We start from the raw sequence: 17,154 nt of genomic DNA on the forward strand, positions 1-17,154 counted from the left end.
ATCCCGTGCCGGGCGGGGCAGATGTGCTTCGCCCGACCGGCCTTCAGCGAATTTTCCCCCGGAGACTGCCATTCCATGCGTTGGGTCCAGATCCTTGCCGTCCTTGTCGTCGCCCTCGCGCCGCCGGCGCTCACTGCGCAGGAGGGCAGGGCGCTCGCCCCCGCGGAGGCGCCAGCGGATCTCGGTGAGATCCAGGCGCTGCTCCAGGAGCATCGCGAGCTGATCGAGGAAAGCTCGCGGCGGACCATCGCGCCCGCCATCGACGCGCTCGCCTCCTCCGGGTTGCCGGCCGCGCGAGAGGTGCTGCGGAACTGGCAGGAGAAGCAGCTCTGGCAGCGAGAGAGCGACGGCCTCTTCTTCTTCGTCCGTGAGGCGGAGGAGGACGACATGGTGCACCTGATCGACATCGCTACCGGCGAGATCGTTGAGACGGTGGACGATGGCGGCCTCGACCAGCTCAAGCCGAACAGCGGCATCCGGGGATTGATCGGCGGCGCCCTGGTGCAGTTCCAGCTTCGGGACGACGATCCGGCCATGCGCGCGGAGGGCCTGCTCGCCATCGAGCGGGGCCCGGAAGAGGGACATCTGGCGATCCTGCGCACAATGATCCCGGAGGAGAGCGATGCCACGCTCGCCGCTCGCGCGGAGCGGCTGGAGCGTCTTCTGACGATCTCCTTCGGACAGAGCGATGACGCCCGGATCGAGGCCATCGCGTCTTTCCGCGGCGATACGGGGGTGGATGTGCGCGCGGTCCTCAACCCGCTCCTCGCAACGCGCCGGGAGGTGATCGCGGGCGAAGTGGCCGAGCGGCCGGAGGGCAACCTAGCGCGCGAGCTTCGGCCCGGATCGGAGGCGCTGTCGCGGATGGACGCCTATGCCATGCTCGTCTCGGCGGATCTCGCGCCGGCGCCGATGGACGCATCCGCCCGGAAATCGGCGCTCGCCGCGAATATCGTGGACGGGCGGGTCGGCGGCATCCCGGTGGCGGAGCTGAACACGGTGGAGGCGCGGGAGCGGGCCTATATCGCCCTTGCCGCGGCCGGAACGGTGGCACCGGCGGCGACCGAGGCCGAGATCGACGCCGCGCTCGACAGCCATTCCTTCCTCGAATGGTACCGGGCCCCGTCCGCCGACATCACCCGGGCGGCCGAAACCACGCTCGGGTCCATCGAGCTTGCGCTCGCCGCCAGCCAGGGTGCGGACCTGCTGCTCGACGCGCTCTCGCTCGCGTCGATCTACTTCCTCGCCGCCATCGGTCTTGCCATCACCTTCGGCGTCATGGGGGTCATCAACATGGCGCATGGCGAGTTCATCATGATGGGCGCCTATACAGGGTATGTCGTGCAGCAATTCGTGCCGAACTACACGATCTCCCTCGTCGTCGCGCTGCCGCTTGCCTTCGCCGTGACCTTCGCCGCCGGCGTCGCGCTCGAGCGGCTCGTGATCCGGTGGCTCTACCATCGCCCCCTCGAGACGCTGCTGGCGACGTTCGGCATCTCGATCGCCCTTCAACAACTGGCAAAGAACATCTTCGGCACACAGGCCCGGCCGCTCACCGCGCCGTCATGGCTGGATGGTGCGCTGTCGTTCAACGACATCATCTCGATCAGCTACATCCGGGTGGCGATCTTCGTGCTCGCGCTGGTGTTCCTGGCCTTCATCCTCCTCGTGCTGAACCGGACCCGCCTTGGCCTCGAGGTGCGGGCGGTGACGCAGAACCCGCGCATGGCGGCGGCGATGGGGATCAACACGTCCCGCATCAACATGCTGACCTTCGGCCTCGGCTCCGGGATCGCCGGTATCGCAGGCGTCGCCATCGGGCTCTTCGCGCAGGTCACGAGCGAGCTGGGGCAGGGCTACATCGTCCAGAGCTTCATGACGGTCGTCGTCGGCGGCGTCGGCAACATCTGGGGGACGCTCGCCGGGGCTGTACTGATCGGCTTCTTCCAGAAGGGAATCGAGTGGCTGAACCCGTCGAACACCCTCGCGGCCCAGACCTACATGATCCTCTTCATCATCCTGTTCATCCAGGTCCGGCCGAGGGGCATCGTCGCCCTCAAGGGCCGGGCGGCGGAGGCCTGAGACATGGGCGATACCTTCCTCACCCGCCGCCGCTCGACGCCGGTCTTCCTGATCTGTCTCGCCGCTCTCGTTCTCATCGTCACGCTGATGAGCGAACCTGCGGGCACCGGCGCGATCTCTACCTCGTTTCTCAAGACGTTGGGCAAGACGCTCTGTCTCTGCCTCGTGGCCGTGGCGATGGATCTCGCCTGGGGCTACACGGGCATCCTCTCCCTCGGGCACATGGCGTTCTTCGGGCTCGGCGGCTACATGATCGGGATGTGGCTCATGTACGAGCGCACGCGGCTGATCGTGGCCGAGAGCCTCGCCGGCGCGCCGATCCCGCCCACCGACGGGGAAGTCGTCTCCGCGATCGCCAGCCAGATCTTCGGCGTGGTCGGATCGTCGGACTTCCCTCTCGTCTGGATGTTCGCGCACAGCCTGCCGCTGCAGCTTGCGCTGGTGGTTGCGGTGCCGGGCCTTCTTGCGCTCGTCTTCGGCTGGCTCGCCTTCCGCAGCCGGGTGACGGGGGTGTACCTCTCGATCCTGACGCAGGCGATGACGCTGGCCCTCTCGCTCTACCTCTTTCAGAACGACAGCGGCCTGCGCGGCAATAACGGCCTGTCGGGCCTGCAGAACATCCCCGGCCTCTCCGGCCTGCCGCAATCGGTGATCTCGCTGTGGTTCTTCTGGGGCTCCGCGCTGGCGCTGGCTTTGGGCTACATCTTCGCGGCGTGGATCGTCTCGGGCAAGTTCGGCTCGGTGATCCGCGGGATCCGGGACGACGAGGCGCGCGTGCGGTTCCTCGGCTACCCGGTGGAGGGCTTCAAGCTCTTCGTCTTCACCGTGACCGGCATCATCGCCGGCATCGCGGGCGCCCTCTACTATCCGCAGGCCGGCATCATCAATCCCGCGGAGCTGGCGCCAATCGCCTCCATCTACCTTGCCGTATGGGTCGCCATCGGGGGACGGGGGAGGCTCTACGGAGCGGTGATCGGGGCGGCGTTCGTCTCCCTCGTCTCGACATGGTTCACCGGCGGACAGGCCCCCGATATCGACCTCGGCGTCTACAGGGTCCAATGGGTCGACTGGTGGCTGATCCTCCTCGGTGTCTCCTTCGTCCTCGTCACCATCCTCGCACCGCAGGGCATCGGCGGGCTCTTCGATCTCCGGGCGCGCCCTCGCGGCAAAAATCACGGCAAGACGAGTACCGGGCCGGACGGCGGATCGCTGCGCGCGCCGGAGGCGGCCGAATGACACAGCTTCTCGAGGTCGACGGCGTCTCCGTCTCGTTCGACGGGTTCAAGGCGATCAACAACCTGTCCTTCTCCATCGGACCGGCGGAGCTGCGGGCGGTCATCGGGCCGAACGGTGCCGGCAAGACCACCTTCATGGACATCGTGACCGGCAAGACGAAGCCCGATTCGGGATCCGTCCTCTGGGGCGCGCGCAACCGCTCCCTCCTGAAGATGAGCGAATCGCAGATCGCGCGGGCGGGTGTCGGGCGGAAGTTCCAGCGTCCGACCGTGTTCGAGGACCAGAGCGTCTTCGACAATCTCCTGATGGCGCTCAAGAAGACCCGCGGGCCGCTCGGCGTGCTGTTCTACCGCCCGTCCTCCGAGGATGCGGGCAAGGTTCGCGAGCTCGCCGGCCAGATCGGCCTCGCGGGGCAGATCGACAGGCTTTCGGGCGAGCTCTCCCACGGCCAGAAGCAGTGGCTGGAAATCGGAATGCTGCTCGCGCAGGAGCCGCGCCTGATGCTGGTGGACGAACCTGCCGCCGGCATGACCCCCGCCGAGCGGGAGCACACGACGGACCTTCTGAAGCGGGCCGCCGCCTCCTGCGCCGTGGTCGTCGTCGAGCATGACATGGACTTCGTGCGCCGTCTGGGCTGCCGCGTCACCGTTCTCCACGAGGGCTCCGTCCTCGCCGAGGGCTCCATCGACCACGTCACGTCCGATCCGCAGGTGATCGACGTCTATTTGGGGCGCTGAACCATGCTGGACTGCCGAAATGTCACGCTTCACTACGGCTCCTCGCAGATCCTCCACGGCATCGACCTGATCGCCGAGGCCGGGCAGGTCACCTGCCTCATGGGCTGCAACGGCGTCGGCAAGACCAGTCTTCTGAAGGCCATCTCGGGCGCGCATCTCGCGTCCGGCGGCTCCATCGAGCTGGGCGGCGCGGACATCTCCCGGATGCCCTCGCACGCTCGCGCCAAGGCCGGGCTCGGTTATGTCCCGCAGGGACGGGAGATATTCCCGCTGCTGACCGTGCGGCAAAACCTCGAAACCGGGTTCGCCTGCCTGCCCAGAGCCGAGAGGGCGGTGCCCGAGGAGATCTTCGAGTTGTTCCCGGTCCTGCGGAAGATGGAGGGACGCCGCGGCGGGGATCTCTCCGGCGGCCAGCAACAACAGCTCGCCATCGCGCGCGCGCTGGTGACACGGCCGAAGGTGCTGCTCCTCGACGAGCCGACGGAGGGCATCCAGCCGAACATCATACAGGAGATCGGCCGCGTCATCGGCATCCTGCGCGAGCGGGGCACCATGGCCATCGTGCTGGTGGAGCAGTTCTTCGACTTTGCCTGGGATCTCGCGGACCGCATCTACGCCCTCGAACGCGGGGCGGTCTCCCTCTCCGGCCGCCAGGGTGAGGTGGACCGCGCCGAGCTCCTCCGACACGTCTCGGTCTAGGGCGCATCGGGTCGGGAAGGGTCCGGCAGGCCCGAATTTCTCGCTCGGGGCTCCCATTCGCGTCCTCCGGCAGGTCACCGGCCGTCCGCCCCGCGACATCCTGAACCCCGGCCGGGGGCTGGGCAGTTCGGGCGCGGCGGGGTAGGCGGGGGCGATGGATGTGGGCTGCACCAACCTTTCCTGCCAGCGGGGCGGGATCACCGTTCTGGACGGTGTGAGCTTCCGCGTGCCCGCGGGCGGCGTCCTGGCCCTGCGCGGTCCGAACGGGATCGGCAAGACGACGCTTCTGCGCACGCTCGCCGGGCTTCAGCCCGCCGCCTCCGGAGAGGTGACGCCCAGCCCGCGCGACATGGCCTATGCCTCCCATGCCGACGGGGTGAAGGCGGCGCTTTCGGTCACCGAAACCCTCGAATTCTGGGCCCGGATCCACGGCAGTACGGACATCGCGCCGGCGCTTGCGGCCTTCGATCTGGAGCGGTTGGCCGAACGGCGGGCGGGAACGCTGTCCGCCGGGCAGCGCCGCCGTCTCGGCCTCGCGCGGCTCATGCTGACCGGCCGGGAGATCTGGCTCCTGGACGAGCCGACCGTCTCCCTCGACGCGGCATCGGTCGCGCTCTTTGCCGGCGCCGTGCAGCATCACCTGAGCGAAGGCGGCACGGCCATTATCGCCACCCATGTGGATCTCGGCCTGGACGCCGCAATGCTCGACCTCGCGCCCTTCCGGGCAAGGCCCTCGGCCGGCACCAGCGAGTTCGACGAGGCCTTCCTGTGAGGGCGCTCCTCCTCCGTGATCTGTCCCTCTCGGTGCGGGCCGGGGGCGGGTTCGGTCTTGCGCTGGCCTTCTTTCTCATCGTCGTCGCACTGGTTCCTTTCGCCGTCGGACCGGCGACCTCCACGCTCTCGCTCATCGCGCCGGGCATCCTCTGGCTCGGGGCGCTTCTGGCCTGCCTGCTCTCGCTCGACAGGATCCTCGCGCTCGACTGGGAAGACGGCTCCCTCGACCTTCTCGCCACGGCGCCTATCCCGATGGAGGGCGTGGCCGCCGTCAAGGCGCTGGCGCACTGGGTGACCACGGGCCTTCCGCTGACGCTCGCGGCGCCCGCACTCGGCGTCCTTCTCAACCTCGCGCCGGAGGGCTTCCTCTGGCTCACGCTGTCGCTCGCCGTCGGCACGCCGGCGCTCTCGGCCATCGGCACGTTCGGGGCGGCGCTGACGGTCGGCGTGCGCCGGGGCGGGCTGCTTCTGTCCCTCATCGTCCTGCCGCTCTACGTGCCGGTTCTGATCCTGGGATCCGAGGTCGCGCGGCGGGGCGCCGCCGGGATGGAGACGGGGACGGCGCTCGCCCTTCTCGGCGCGCTGACGCTGGGATCGCTCGCCGCTATGCCCTTCGCGGCGGCTGCGGCAATCCGTATCAACCTGCGCTGAGCACCTCGCCTCGATGTCACTGGAAGCCGCCCGCGGGCAGGGATAGGGTCGCCTCCGATGTCGCTCTGGGAATACGCAAATCCGCGCCGCTTCATGGCCGCCTCCGGCGCCGTCCTGCCCTGGATCTCGGGGTTGGCGGCGGTGCTGGTCGCCCTTGGCCTCGCCTGGGGCTTCTTCGGCACGCCGGACGATTACCGGCAGGGCTCCACCGTCAAGATCTTCTACCTCCACGTGCCCGCGGCGATGATCGCCATCAATGCGTGGCTGATGATGCTCGTCGCCTCGCTGATCTGGCTCATCCGGCGGCATCACGTCTCTGCCCTCGCGGCGAAGGCGGCAGCGCCGGTGGGACTGACGATGACCGTCGTGACGCTCGTCACCGGTGCGATCTGGGGCCAGCCGATGTGGGGCACCTGGTGGGAATGGGATCCGCGGCTGACCTCGTTCCTGATCCTGGGTCTGTTCTACCTCGGTTACCTCGCCCTCTGGGAAGCCATCGACGATCCCGACGCCGCGGCGGACCTCACCTCCGTCCTCTGCCTCGTGGGGTCGGTGTTCGCGATCCTGTCGCGCTATGCGCTCGTCTTCTGGAACCAGGGGCTGCATCAGGGCGCGTCGCTGTCGCTCGACAAGGAGCAGAACGTGGCGGACGTCTTCTGGTGGCCGGCCATGGTCACGCTCGCGGGATTCGTCTGCCTCTTCGTTGCGCTGGTGCTTCTCAGAACGCGAACCGAGATCCGTGCGCGGCGGCTGAAGGCGGTGGTGGCCCGGGCGAGGATGTCGTGATGCCGGAGCTCGGTAAATACGCGGCCGAAGTCCTGTCGGCCTACGGCATCTCGCTGACCCTCCTGTCGGGGCTGGTCCTGTGGTCGGTGATAGCGGGGCGGCGTATGCGCGCCCGGCTCGCGAAGGCCGAGGACGAGCTGGCGAAGGGGCGGGAGGCCTCATGAAGACCGTGCTTCTTTTCGGCGTGCCGCTGGTCTTCGCCGCCTTCGCAGGCCTTCTTCTGGCGGGCCTCGCCGAGCGGGAGGAGAGCGGCGATGCGCTGCCCTCCGCCCTCGTCGGGCAGGACGCGCCCGAGATGAACCTGACGCCGCTCGGCGATCTGCCAGCGCTGGACCGCGCCGCGCTCGAAGGGCCGGGGCCCAAGCTCGTGAACTTCTGGGCGAGCTGGTGCGTGCCGTGCCGGGCCGAGCATCCGCTTCTCGAAGGTCTCTCCGAGGAGGCACCGCTCTACGGCATCGCCTACAAGGACAAGCAGGCGGACAGCCTCGCATTCCTCGCGGAACTCGGTAATCCGTTCGACGCGGCCTCCACGGACGACACCGGGCGCACCGGCATCGAATGGGGCCTCTACGGCGTGCCCGAGACCTTCGTTCTGGACGGGGACGGCACCATCGTCCTGCGCCATGCCGGCCCGCTCACGCCAGAGATCGTCGAGCGGGACATCCTGCCGGCGCTGGAAGCGGCGGGGGGCTAGGCGCGAGCGCCGGTTCGGGGGGCATGGCGGGGCCGGATCACGCGCACGCGGTTCGGCCTGCGATGATGTTCACGCAAGCGGCGCGGGAGCACTCGCCACATGGGCGGGCGCGTCCCTTTTGTCGAGGGAGCGGCTCGAAGCTTACGCGGTCTCGGATTGCGCGCCGCGGGCGAGCGCGGCGATGCCGGTCCGGGCGACTTCGATGAGGCCGAGGGGACGCATCAGGTCCGCGAAGGCGCCGATTTTCTCGGGCGTTCCGGTCAGTTCGAACACGAAGCTCTCCAGCGTCGAATCCACCACCGAGGCGCGGAAGATGTCCGCAAGGCGCAGAGCCTCGACGCGCTTGTCGCCCTGGCCCGCCACCTTGAACAGCGCCAGTTCGCGCTGGACGGAGGGCCCTTCGACGGTGAGGTCGGCAACGGAATAGACCGGGACGAGGCGGCCGAGCTGCGCCTTGATCTGCTCGATCACCTGCGGCGTTCCGGTGGTGACGATGGTGATCCGGCTGCGGCGACCTTCATGGTCGATCTCGGCGACCGTCAGACTCTCGATATTGTAGCCGCGGCCCGAGAAGAGCCCGATGACGCGGGCGAGCACACCGGCCTCGTTGTCCACCACCACCGCGAGGGTATGCGCCTCCAGGACCTCCGCGTTGGGATCGCGCAGATCGTAGGCGGAATGCTTGGAGGAACCCTTCTTGATCTTCAGCGGCGGCATGGCATCGGGCCTTTGGCAGGAATTTCAACTGGACCCGGGCGGTAGCCCGGTCTTCGCCGTTCGGCAAGGCCGAAGGGCAGGAGGGGGCCGCCGCGCACCCTGGGATGCGCGGCGGCCCGTTCTTGTCAGCGCGGCTCGGACGCGAGGCCGCGGTAGATCGCGTAGCACATCAGCAGAAGCACCACGGTGAAGGGCAGGCCGGTGGAGATCACCATCGACTGCAGCGAGGCGAGGCCCCCTGCGGAGAGCAGGAGCACGATGGCCACCACCCCCTCGAAGATGCACCAGAAGACCCGCTGCGGCACCGGCGCGTCGACCTTGCCGCCCGCCGTGATCGTGTCGATCACCAGCGAGCCGGAGTCGGACGAGGTGACGAAGAAGACGATCACGAGCACGATCCCGATGAAGGACGTGATCGACGTCAGCGGCAGGGCGTCCAGCATGCGGAAGAGCTGCAGCGGCAGATCGGCCTCCTGAACGGACGTGTAGCCGTCCTGGATCACCTGGTTGATCGCCGTTCCGCCGAACACCGCCATCCAGAACACGCAGACGAGGCTCGGGATCAAGAGGACGCAGATCAGGAACTCGCGCACGGTCCGGCCGCGGCTGACGCGGGCGATGAACATGCCGACGAAGGGTGACCAGGAGATCCACCACGCCCAGTAGAAGGACGTCCAGCCTTGGGTGAAGTTGACGTCTTCACGGCCGACCGGGTTCGACAGTTCGGGCAGGTAGCGGCCATAGGCCACGAGGCTGTCCACGAAACCGGTCAGGATCGCCAGCGTCGGCCCCGCGATCAGCACGAAGAGCAGCAGAAGGATCGCGAGCCCCATGTTGATCTCGGACAGGATCTGAACGCCTCCTTCGAGGCCGCGCAGAACCGAGATCAGCGCGATGGATGTGATGACGCAGATGAGGATCACCTGTGTCGTCGCGCCCATCGGGACTCCGAAGAGATCGCTGAGGCCGGCATTCGCCTGTGCCGCGCCGAGACCGAGCGACGTCGCAAGGCCGAACAGCGTCGCGAAGACCGCGAGGATGTCGATCAGGTGGCCCCACCAGCCCCAGACGCGTTCGCCGAGGATCGGATAGAACGCGGACCGGACGGAGAGCGGCAGACCCTTGTTGTAGGAGAAGAGCGCCAGGGCCAAAGCCACGACCGCGTAGATCGCCCAGGGGTGGAGGCCCCAGTGAAAGATCGTGGCGGCCATGCCGATGCGGACCGCTTCGCGCTCGTCTCCGGCGGAGGCGCCGAGGGGGGACCAGTCGGTCCGGCCGGGGGTGACGTCGAAGTCGCCGCGCGCATCGGCCGGGATCTGCTCGTCGAGGAGTTGCAGGACCGCGTCGGACGAAGGAGCGGTGACCCCGGTGGCCAGCTCGAAACTCTCGCGATCGGCGAAGCCCGGAGGAACCGCACCGTCGCCCGGATCGTCGCCCGAATAGGTCACGCCATAGCTCGTGCCGCCGGAGGCGGTGCCGAAATGGGTGAGGGGCTCCGAAACGCCGTAGAACATGAGGCCGATGCCCATGCCGGCGGCGAAGAGCATCGCGAACCAGCCGGGATAGCTGAAGTCGGGCGTGGCATCCTTGCCGCCGAGACGCACCTTGCCGACCGGCAGGATGATCAGCGCGATGCAGAACACGACGAAGACGTTGGCGGCGCCGATGAAGAACCAGTCGAAGCCTTGCGTGACGCTTGCGAAAAGCCACGAGAAGGCCTGGCCGGACTGATCCGGCAGAAGCAGCGTCAGCAGCGTGAACAGGACCACCGCCGCGCCGGAAATCACGAAAACGGGGTTGTGGACGTCGAAGCCGAACGGTCCGACGGAGCCTTCCACGTTCTGCTCGCCGATCTCGTAATCGGTCTCGATCGGGTTCACGGGCCCATCAGGGGCCGGGATACCCGGTTGTGTCTCGTCGTCTGTCACGTACTGACCCTCCTTCGTCGTGGGATTGGATCCTTGCGGTATGGGCCGAGCCGCGCAGGCCCCGCAGGATCTTCGGATTTAGCGTTCGTGCGCCCATCTTGGGCGGACAGGGGGCAGACCTGTCCTCAAATGCGGCACCCGGCGCTCATAATGCGACAAAGATGGGTGCGGGCGACAGGCGCTCCATGCCGCAACCGACGAAGTGTTGCAAAGCGGTAGGCATCGTCCGGGCGGACATTGTGGCCCGCCCGGACGGCTTGCGAGGGCGTATCAGACGAGAACGGCGCCCTTGGAGCCGATGGCGTCCTTGGCCGTCATCTCGCCGAGCAGCATCTTGTTGTGCGGCTCGCCGGACGGGATCATCGGCAGGCAATTCTCGTGCTTCTCGACGAGGCAGTCCATCAGCACCGGGCCGTCATGCTCGATCATCTCGCGGATCGCGTCATCGAGATCGTCCGGATCCTGCACCTGGATCCCCTTGAAGCCGAACGCTTCCGCCAGCTTGACGAAATCGGGCAGAGCCTCGGACCAGGAGTGCGAGTACCGCTCGCCGTGCAGCAGCTGCTGCCATTGGCGGACCATGCCGAGGCGCTCGTTGTTGAGGATGAACTGCTTCACGGGCAGGCGATACTGCGCCGCGGTGCCCATTTCCTGCATGTTCATCAGCCAGGACGCCTCGCCGGCGACGTTGATGACCAGCGCATCGGGATGCGCGACCTGAACGCCGATGGAGGCCGGGAAGCCGTAGCCCATGGTCCCGAGCCCGCCCGAGGTCATCCAGCGGTTCGGCGCCTCGAAACCGAGATACTGCGCTGCCCACATCTGATGCTGGCCGACCTCGGTGCAGATGTACCGGTCATGGTCCTTGGTCAGCGCCTCGAGACGGGCGAGGGCGTGCTGCGGCTTGATGGTCTTTTCCGACGGCTTGAACGCCAGGCAGTCGACCTCGCGCCATGCCTCGATCCGGTTCCACCATTTGGCCAGGGCCTCGCCGTTCACCCGCCGCCCGCGGCTCTTCCAGACGCGCAGGACGTCCTCGAGCACGTGGCCGACATCGCCGATGATCGGAATGTCCGTCCGGATGACCTTGTTGATCGAGGACGGATCGATATCGATATGGACCCGCTTGCTCTTGGGGCTGAAGTCGGAGACGCGGCCGGTGATCCGGTCGTCGAACCGGGCGCCGACATTGATCATCAGATCGCAGCCATGCATCGCGAGGTTGGCCTCGTAGAGACCATGCATCCCCAGCATGCCCAGCCACTTGTCGCCGGAGGCGGGATAGGCGCCGAGGCCCATCAGCGTGGACGTGATCGGAAAGCCCGTCGCCTCGACGAGCTCGCGCAGAAGCTGGCTGGCCGCCGGGCCGGAATTGATGACGCCGCCGCCGGTGTAGAAGACCGGTTTCTCCGCCGTCTCGATGGCCTCGACGAGGGCGGTGATCGCCTCCATGTCGCCCTTGACCTGCGGAGCGTAGTGGCTGCGCCGCGCCTCGCGGGGGCCGTGATAGGTGCCGGTGGCGAACTGCACGTCCTTCGGCAGATCGACGACGACCGGCCCGGGGCGGCCCGAGGTCGCGACGTGGAAGGCCTCGTGGATCGTCTGGGACAGCGACTCGGTGTCCTTCACCAGCCAGTTGTGCTTCGTGCAGGGGCGCGTGATGCCGACGGTATCGGCCTCCTGGAAGGCATCGGAGCCGATGGCGAAGGTCGGAACCTGTCCGGTCAGGACGACCATCGGGATCGAATCCATCAGCGCGTCGGTGATGCCGGTGACGGCGTTCGTCGCGCCGGGGCCGGACGTCACCAGAACGACGCCGGGCTTGCCGGTGGATCGGGCATACCCCTCGGCGGCATGGGTCGCCCCCTGCTCGTGCCGGACGAGGATATGACGGATGCCTTCCTGCTGGAAGATCTCGTCGTAGATCGGAAGCACGGCGCCGCCGGGATATCCGAATACGGTATCGACGCCCTGATCGAGAAGGGCCTGAACAACCATCTTCGCGCCGGTCATCTTCCGTGTCATCTTCGCCTCCGCCATGGGGCCGTCTCCAGTGTTTCGGGGCCCGTGTGACAGCGCCCCATCCTCAGTCATTCGCGCAACAAAAAGCCCCCGATCTTTCGAACGGGGGCGCATGGTTCGGACCTATGGTCTGCCGCTAGCGGCCCATGCACCCAAATCCTACGATTACGAGAAGAGCGGTCATCTACCGATCCTTTGCTGCGGTCCGGCGATATTATGCCCCCAGCGCGGGCGGGTCAACGCAGGCTTTGTACTTTATTTCGTCAAATTGGCCGGGTGCGACAGAATGTTTCGTGATACTTCCGCTGTCGTCAAACCCCTTGAAGATAAACAAGGAACCGGCAAGGTCGGGGGGCGCTTATGCTGACATGAGCAGAATCCTCTCGACACCGTGACCGCCCCAACTGGATCCGAGCCCCGATGAGCACCTCAAAACAGGCGGACAGCCCCGCCGACATCAGCAAGACCGGCTGGATCGCCATCGCCAAGCGGGTCTGGGCGGAACAGACCAATGACCACGTCGGACTGATTGCCGCCGGGGTCGCATTCTACGCCCTCCTGGCGCTCTTCCCGGCCGTGACAGCGACGATGGCCATCGCCGGGCTGATCGCCGAGCCGGATGTGGTCGCCGGACAGATCGAGACCTTCACCGCGATGATGCCGGCCGATGCCGCCTCCCTTCTCATCAATCAGGTTCAGGACGTGACCGGCTCAGAGAGCGGCGGCTTGGGTCTTGCCGCCATCTTCGGCATCCTCGTCGCGATCTATTCCGCCTCAAAGGGCGTCAATTCCTTGATGGAAGGGCTGAACGTCGCCTTCGACCAGAAGGAGGAGCGCGGCTTCTTCATGCTGACGGCGATGAAATTCGGGCTGACCTTCGCGCTGATCGTCGGACTGGTGCTGATCGCGATCCTGCTCGCAATCGTTCCCGCCGCCATTGCCCTCCTGCCGGTCGGCGAGACGCTGGAAACCTGGCTGAACTACGGGCGGTGGCCGATCCTCCTCGTTGTCGTCTGCATCGGCCTTGCCTTTCTCTACCGCTTCGGCCCGTCGCGGGCGCCTCGCGGCTGGCGCTGGATCACGCCGGGCGCGGCCATCGCGACGGCCCTGTGGGTGATCGGCTCGCTGGCGTTCAGCTTCTACGTCGCCAATTTCGGCAGCTACAATGAAACCTTCGGAGCGCTCGGCGGCGTCATCATCCTTCTGATGTGGCTCTGGCTCTCCGCCTACATCGTCCTGATCGGCGCGGAGATCGACGCGGAAATGGAGCGGCAGGCGAAGGGCAAGGTGAAGGGCGAGCGCAAGCGGGCGCTCTGATCGCCGCGCCCCGCGGGCGGGGCCCGTCAGACGCCCGAACCGGTCCCCTGCAGAACGCCATGTTCCATGGCATAGCGGGTGAGGCCGGCGGTGGAGCTGATGCCGAGTTTCTGGCGGATGTTGCGGCGGTGGGTCTCTACCGTGCGGACCGAGATGTCGAGTTCCTCGGCCACGTCGCGGTTGGACTTGCCGCGAGCGAGTTGCAGCAGGATCGTCTGTTCCCGTCCGGTCAGCGCGTCGGGCCGCGCCGTTCTGGCGCCGTGCGCGGCGGAGGCTCCGGTGCAGAGATAGGTTCCGCCCGCGATGACCGCGTCGATCGCCTCCCGGACCTCCTCGGTCGGCACGTCCTTCAACACGTACCCCCTGGCGCCGTGGCTGAGGGCGGTCGAGACGTATTCGGGCGAATCGTGCATCGACAGGATCAGGATCCGTGTCGCGGGTGCGCGCTCGAGGATCAGCTCCGTCGCGGCCAGCCCGCCGATGCCGGGCATGTTGAGATCCATCAGGACGATATCCGGCGCAAGCTGCGAAATTTGTTCCACCGCGTCCCTGCCGCCGGAGAGGCAGGCCACGACCTCGATGTCCCCCTCGCTTTCGAGGAGCGCGCGCATGCCTTCGGCGACGAGAGGGTGGTCGTCCACGATCATCACTCGGATCGTCATGCCGGGGTCGCCTCCTGTCTTGGGGAAGGGGCCGGAGCGCGCGGGTCGGCGCTGTCTTCCGGGGGGAGAAGGTGGGTGAGCGGGACGTGCGCCTCGATGATGGTGCCCTTGCGGGAACTCTCGATCTCGAGCCGCCCGTCGAGCCGCTCCAGCCGCTCCTGCATGTTCCGGAGGCCGAGGCCGGCGGATCCCGATCCCCCCACGGGCGCCATCCCCTGACCGTTGTCGGAAATGCGAAGGGTGGCGCCTTCGGAATGGCCGAAGAGGCGGACCTCCAGGGCCGTGGCACGGGCATGACGCTCCACGTTGGTGAGCGCCTCCTGCGCGACGCGGTAGAGCGCGATCTTCGCCTCCTGATCGAGACGGTTGCGGAAAACGACGGTATCGAAGCGCGTGTCGATGCCCGTACGGGCGCCGAATTCCTCGCAGAGTGCCTGGATGGCCGGGCCGAGGCCGAGATCGTCGAGAACGCCAGGGCGCAAGTCCCGGCTGATTCGCCGAACCTCGTGGATCGCCCCCGCAAGCGCCGTCGCGGCGGTATCAAGGCTCTCCGTCGCCCGCGCATCGCCCGAGCGCACCCTGCGCTTGGCCAGTTCCAGCGCGTAGCGCGCGCCGACGAGGATCTGGGAGATGGAATCGTGCAATTCCCGGGCCACCCTCCCGCGTTCCTCCTCCTGGGTGTCGAAGATGCGCTGCGTCAGCGCTTTCAGCCGGATCGAGGAGGTCCTGCGTTCGCGGATGTTGGTGATGAGACCGGACAGGAAGACCGCGGCGAGGGCGGTGAGGGTAATCGCGGCGGTCCAGAGGAACGTCTCCTCCACCCGCGTCTGCACATCGGCGCGGGCGGCATCGACGCCGTGCAGGACATCGTCGATGAAGATGCCGGTGCCGAGCGCCCACTGCCAGTCCTGCAGGCCGACGACGTAGGAGACCATCCGCGCGTCCTCGCCGGTCGAGGGCCTTTCCCAGATGTAGTCGTGGTACCCGCCGCCCTGCCGCGCGATCTCGATCAGACGGTCCACGACGGGGGTGCCCTCCGCATCGGTGGTGCCTGTGAGGGTCTGTCCGATGAGGTCTGTCTGCCGCGGGCTGACGAGGTTGGTGCCGTCGTAATCGTAGACGAAGAAGAACCCGTCCTGCCCGTAGATCATCGCCGCCAGGATCTGGGTCACCCGAAGCTTGGCCTCCTCGTCGTCGGGCAGGGCGCGGCCGTACTCGCTGGCGATGGCCGTGCGGGCGATGGACAGGTAGTTCTTCAGCTCCCGCTTCTTGGCCTCGATGAGCTGCCGTTCGAGCCCGGCGATCTCCCGCTCCGCCAGTCGCCCGGCCTGGAGCGCGACGATCCCCGCGATGACCGCCGCCGCGATCAAAAGCGGGATCGCCGCCACCAGCATGACGCGGCGGGACACGGCCGGACCGAAGGAAGAGGGCAGGTCTAGGCGCATGAGGTCTGAGTGATATCGGGGCAGGTCCCCGAAGATACCGGGGCAGGGACGTTCGATCAAGCGCGAGGAGGCGGCCGGACGCGCGAGGCCGCGTCTTTACTCGACGCTCCGATCGAACTCGCGCAAGAAAATGTCGCGCCTACGTAGTTCTGGGTATTCCGCGGCGGTTACCACTCTGAGTAGTGTAGGCGGCACTCGGAACCACACCGCGCAGGGGAGCGCGGGAATCCTCGGGAGGATACATATGGATCGTCGTTCATTCCTGCGCACGTCCGCGCTCGGCGGCGGCGCGGCAGCCGCCGCGTCACTTGCAGCGCCCGCCATCGCGCAAGGCGCCCGCACGCTCACCATGGTCGCGACCTGGCCGCGCGGTCTCGCCGGCGTCTGGGATTCGGTCGAACGCTTCTCGAACACCGTGTCGGAGCTGACCGACGGCCAGCTGACCATCGACGCCAAGGCGGCCGGCGAACTCGTCGGCGCGCTCGAAGTGTTCGACGCGGTGACCTCCGGCCAGGCAGATCTCTACCACGGCTGCGAATACTACTTCATCGGACAGCATCCGGCGCTCGCCTATTTCACCACGGTGCCCTTCGGCATGACCACGCCGGAGCTGATGACCTGGTATTACGGTCAGGACGGCATGGCGCTGCACCACGAGCTTGGCGAAATCTTCGGCCTCCGCGGCTTCCTTGCAGGCAATACCGGAGCGCAGGGCGGCGGCTGGTTCCGCAACCCGGTGACCTCGGCAGCCGATTTCCAGGGCCTGAAGTTCCGCATGCCGGGCCTCGGCGGCGAGGTCATGGCCAAGCTCGGCGCCTCGGTCCAGGTGCTTCCGGGCGGCGAGATCTACCAGGCCCTCTCCACCGGCGCGCTCGATGCGACGGAGTGGATCGGCCCGTGGTCCGACGAGAAGCTCGGCCTGCAGGAGATCGCGAAGAACTACTACCCCGCCGGTTTCCACGAGCCGGGCGCGGCGCTCGTCGTCAACGCCAATCTCGAGGTCTTCAACTCGCTGTCCGCGTCTCACCAGAAGGCGATCGAGATTGCCGCCGCCGAGACGCACCAGCACAATTACGGCCTGTTCCTCGCCAATAACGGTCCCGCGCTCGAGCGTCTCGTCCAGTCCGGCGTGCAGATCCAGGAGTTCTCGGACGACATCTGGGACGCCTTCGGCTCGGCGAGCCAGGAAGTCCTCGGCCAGTATGCGGGAGATCCGATCTACGACAAGATCTACAAGTCGGCGATGGATTCCATGCGGTCCTCCGCCCAGTGGCTCGAAGTGTCGGACAACCGCTATTCGACGCAGCGCAACCGGGTGCTCGCCGCGCTCTGAGGCGCGCTTCGCCCGAGCCTCGAAGCTGCGCGGGGGGATCCGGTCTCCCCGCGCACACCCGTCTTTACAGC

The 17,154-nt window shown here is 67.2% G+C and carries 16 protein-coding genes; 11 read left to right on the top strand and 5 right to left on the bottom strand.

What is annotated here, in order from left to right; all coding sequences use genetic code 11:
* The first annotated feature begins 75 nt into the window (after positions 1-75).
* From urtB to RM543_RS12515, 9 genes are all read left to right on the top strand, one after another.
* Entirely contained in the window at positions 76-2,082 is a 2,007-nt protein-coding gene (urtB, locus tag RM543_RS12475; protein ID WP_311692121.1) for an urea ABC transporter permease subunit UrtB, read from the top strand.
* Positions 2,083-2,085: 3 nt separating this feature from the next.
* Positions 2,086-3,318, top strand: a complete 1,233-nt coding sequence (gene urtC, locus RM543_RS12480; protein ID WP_311692124.1) for an urea ABC transporter permease subunit UrtC — start codon at positions 2,086-2,088, stop codon at positions 3,316-3,318.
* A complete protein-coding gene (gene urtD / locus RM543_RS12485) occupies positions 3,315-4,055 on the top strand; it encodes an urea ABC transporter ATP-binding protein UrtD (RefSeq protein ID WP_311692126.1) in 741 nt (246 codons plus the stop codon). The genes urtC and urtD overlap by 4 nt, the downstream gene beginning before the upstream one ends.
* 3 nt (positions 4,056-4,058) lie before the next feature.
* On the top strand, positions 4,059-4,754 hold the full coding sequence (gene urtE, locus RM543_RS12490) for an urea ABC transporter ATP-binding subunit UrtE (RefSeq protein WP_311692128.1): 696 nt from the start codon (positions 4,059-4,061) through the stop codon (positions 4,752-4,754).
* A 154-nt stretch (positions 4,755-4,908) separates the two neighbouring features.
* Positions 4,909-5,526, top strand: a complete 618-nt coding sequence (gene ccmA / locus RM543_RS12495; protein WP_311692130.1) for a heme ABC exporter ATP-binding protein CcmA — start codon at positions 4,909-4,911, stop codon at positions 5,524-5,526.
* Entirely contained in the window at positions 5,523-6,179 is a 657-nt protein-coding gene (gene ccmB, locus RM543_RS12500; protein ID WP_311692132.1) for a heme exporter protein CcmB, read from the top strand. The genes ccmA and ccmB overlap by 4 nt, the downstream gene beginning before the upstream one ends.
* 57 nt (positions 6,180-6,236) lie before the next feature.
* Entirely contained in the window at positions 6,237-6,965 is a 729-nt protein-coding gene (ccmC, locus tag RM543_RS12505; protein WP_311692134.1) for a heme ABC transporter permease CcmC, read from the top strand.
* The gene (gene ccmD, locus RM543_RS12510; protein WP_311692136.1) at positions 6,965-7,129 is read left to right on the top strand and encodes a heme exporter protein CcmD; all 165 of its coding nucleotides are present in this window, start codon (positions 6,965-6,967) and stop codon (positions 7,127-7,129) included. The genes ccmC and ccmD overlap by 1 nt, the downstream gene beginning before the upstream one ends.
* Entirely contained in the window at positions 7,126-7,659 is a 534-nt protein-coding gene (locus tag RM543_RS12515; protein WP_311692138.1) for a DsbE family thiol:disulfide interchange protein, read from the top strand. Before ccmD ends, RM543_RS12515 begins: the two co-directional genes overlap by 4 nt.
* A gap of 141 nt (positions 7,660-7,800) precedes the next feature.
* On the opposite strand, the gene ilvN is transcribed toward RM543_RS12515, so the two are convergent.
* The 3 genes from ilvN to RM543_RS12530 form a co-directional block, all read right to left on the bottom strand.
* On the bottom strand, positions 7,801-8,376 hold the full coding sequence (gene ilvN, locus RM543_RS12520; protein WP_116084215.1) for an acetolactate synthase small subunit: 576 nt from the start codon (positions 8,374-8,376) through the stop codon (positions 7,801-7,803).
* Positions 8,377-8,501: 125 nt separating this feature from the next.
* A complete protein-coding gene (locus RM543_RS12525) occupies positions 8,502-10,304 on the bottom strand; it encodes a BCCT family transporter (RefSeq protein ID WP_311692141.1) in 1,803 nt (600 codons plus the stop codon).
* A 270-nt stretch (positions 10,305-10,574) separates the two neighbouring features.
* Entirely contained in the window at positions 10,575-12,329 is a 1,755-nt protein-coding gene (locus tag RM543_RS12530; protein ID WP_311692143.1) for an acetolactate synthase 3 large subunit, read from the bottom strand.
* Positions 12,330-12,746: 417 nt separating this feature from the next.
* On the opposite strand from RM543_RS12530, the gene RM543_RS12535 reads away from it, so the two are divergent.
* Positions 12,747-13,643 (top strand): YihY/virulence factor BrkB family protein, encoded by an 897-nt coding sequence (locus RM543_RS12535; protein ID WP_311692145.1) that lies wholly within the window; start codon positions 12,747-12,749, stop codon positions 13,641-13,643.
* Between the two features lie 26 nt (positions 13,644-13,669).
* Here the strand turns inward: RM543_RS12535 and RM543_RS12540 are convergent, their stop codons facing one another.
* Positions 13,670-14,305, bottom strand: coding sequence for a response regulator transcription factor (locus tag RM543_RS12540; RefSeq protein ID WP_311692147.1), 636 nt, complete (start codon positions 14,303-14,305; stop codon positions 13,670-13,672).
* Positions 14,302-15,750 (bottom strand): cache domain-containing protein, encoded by a 1,449-nt coding sequence (locus RM543_RS12545; RefSeq protein ID WP_311692149.1) that lies wholly within the window; start codon positions 15,748-15,750, stop codon positions 14,302-14,304. The genes RM543_RS12540 and RM543_RS12545 overlap by 4 nt, the downstream gene beginning before the upstream one ends.
* A gap of 244 nt (positions 15,751-15,994) precedes the next feature.
* Between RM543_RS12545 and RM543_RS12550 the strand changes: the two genes are divergently transcribed.
* The gene (locus RM543_RS12550; RefSeq protein WP_311692151.1) at positions 15,995-17,083 is read left to right on the top strand and encodes a TRAP transporter substrate-binding protein; all 1,089 of its coding nucleotides are present in this window, start codon (positions 15,995-15,997) and stop codon (positions 17,081-17,083) included.
* Positions 17,084-17,154: the final 71 nt, after the last annotated feature.

Source organism: Tropicimonas omnivorans (assembly GCF_031846565.1).
GTDB lineage: Bacteria > Pseudomonadota > Alphaproteobacteria > Rhodobacterales > Rhodobacteraceae > Tropicimonas_B > Tropicimonas_B omnivorans.

Bases quoted from the DNA above. Each gene is read 5' to 3' on its own strand.
- urtB (WP_311692121.1), top strand. From the start codon at position 76: ATGCGTTGGGTCCAGATCCTTGCCGTCCTTGTCGTCGCCCTCGCGCCG.
- urtC (WP_311692124.1), top strand. From the start codon at position 2,086: ATGGGCGATACCTTCCTCACCCGCCGCCGCTCGACGCCGGTCTTCCTG.
- urtD (WP_311692126.1), top strand. From the start codon at position 3,315: ATGACACAGCTTCTCGAGGTCGACGGCGTCTCCGTCTCGTTCGACGGG.
- urtE (WP_311692128.1), top strand. From the start codon at position 4,059: ATGCTGGACTGCCGAAATGTCACGCTTCACTACGGCTCCTCGCAGATC.
- ccmA (WP_311692130.1), top strand. From the start codon at position 4,909: ATGGATGTGGGCTGCACCAACCTTTCCTGCCAGCGGGGCGGGATCACC.
- ccmC (WP_311692134.1), top strand. From the start codon at position 6,237: ATGTCGCTCTGGGAATACGCAAATCCGCGCCGCTTCATGGCCGCCTCC.
- ccmD (WP_311692136.1), top strand. From the start codon at position 6,965: ATGCCGGAGCTCGGTAAATACGCGGCCGAAGTCCTGTCGGCCTACGGC.
- RM543_RS12515 (WP_311692138.1), top strand. From the start codon at position 7,126: ATGAAGACCGTGCTTCTTTTCGGCGTGCCGCTGGTCTTCGCCGCCTTC.
- ilvN (WP_116084215.1), bottom strand. From the start codon at position 8,376: ATGCCGCCGCTGAAGATCAAGAAGGGTTCCTCCAAGCATTCCGCCTAC.
- RM543_RS12530 (WP_311692143.1), bottom strand. From the start codon at position 12,329: ATGACACGGAAGATGACCGGCGCGAAGATGGTTGTTCAGGCCCTTCTC.
- RM543_RS12535 (WP_311692145.1), top strand. From the start codon at position 12,747: ATGAGCACCTCAAAACAGGCGGACAGCCCCGCCGACATCAGCAAGACC.
- RM543_RS12540 (WP_311692147.1), bottom strand. From the start codon at position 14,305: ATGACGATCCGAGTGATGATCGTGGACGACCACCCTCTCGTCGCCGAA.
- RM543_RS12545 (WP_311692149.1), bottom strand. From the start codon at position 15,750: ATGCGCCTAGACCTGCCCTCTTCCTTCGGTCCGGCCGTGTCCCGCCGC.
- RM543_RS12550 (WP_311692151.1), top strand. From the start codon at position 15,995: ATGGATCGTCGTTCATTCCTGCGCACGTCCGCGCTCGGCGGCGGCGCG.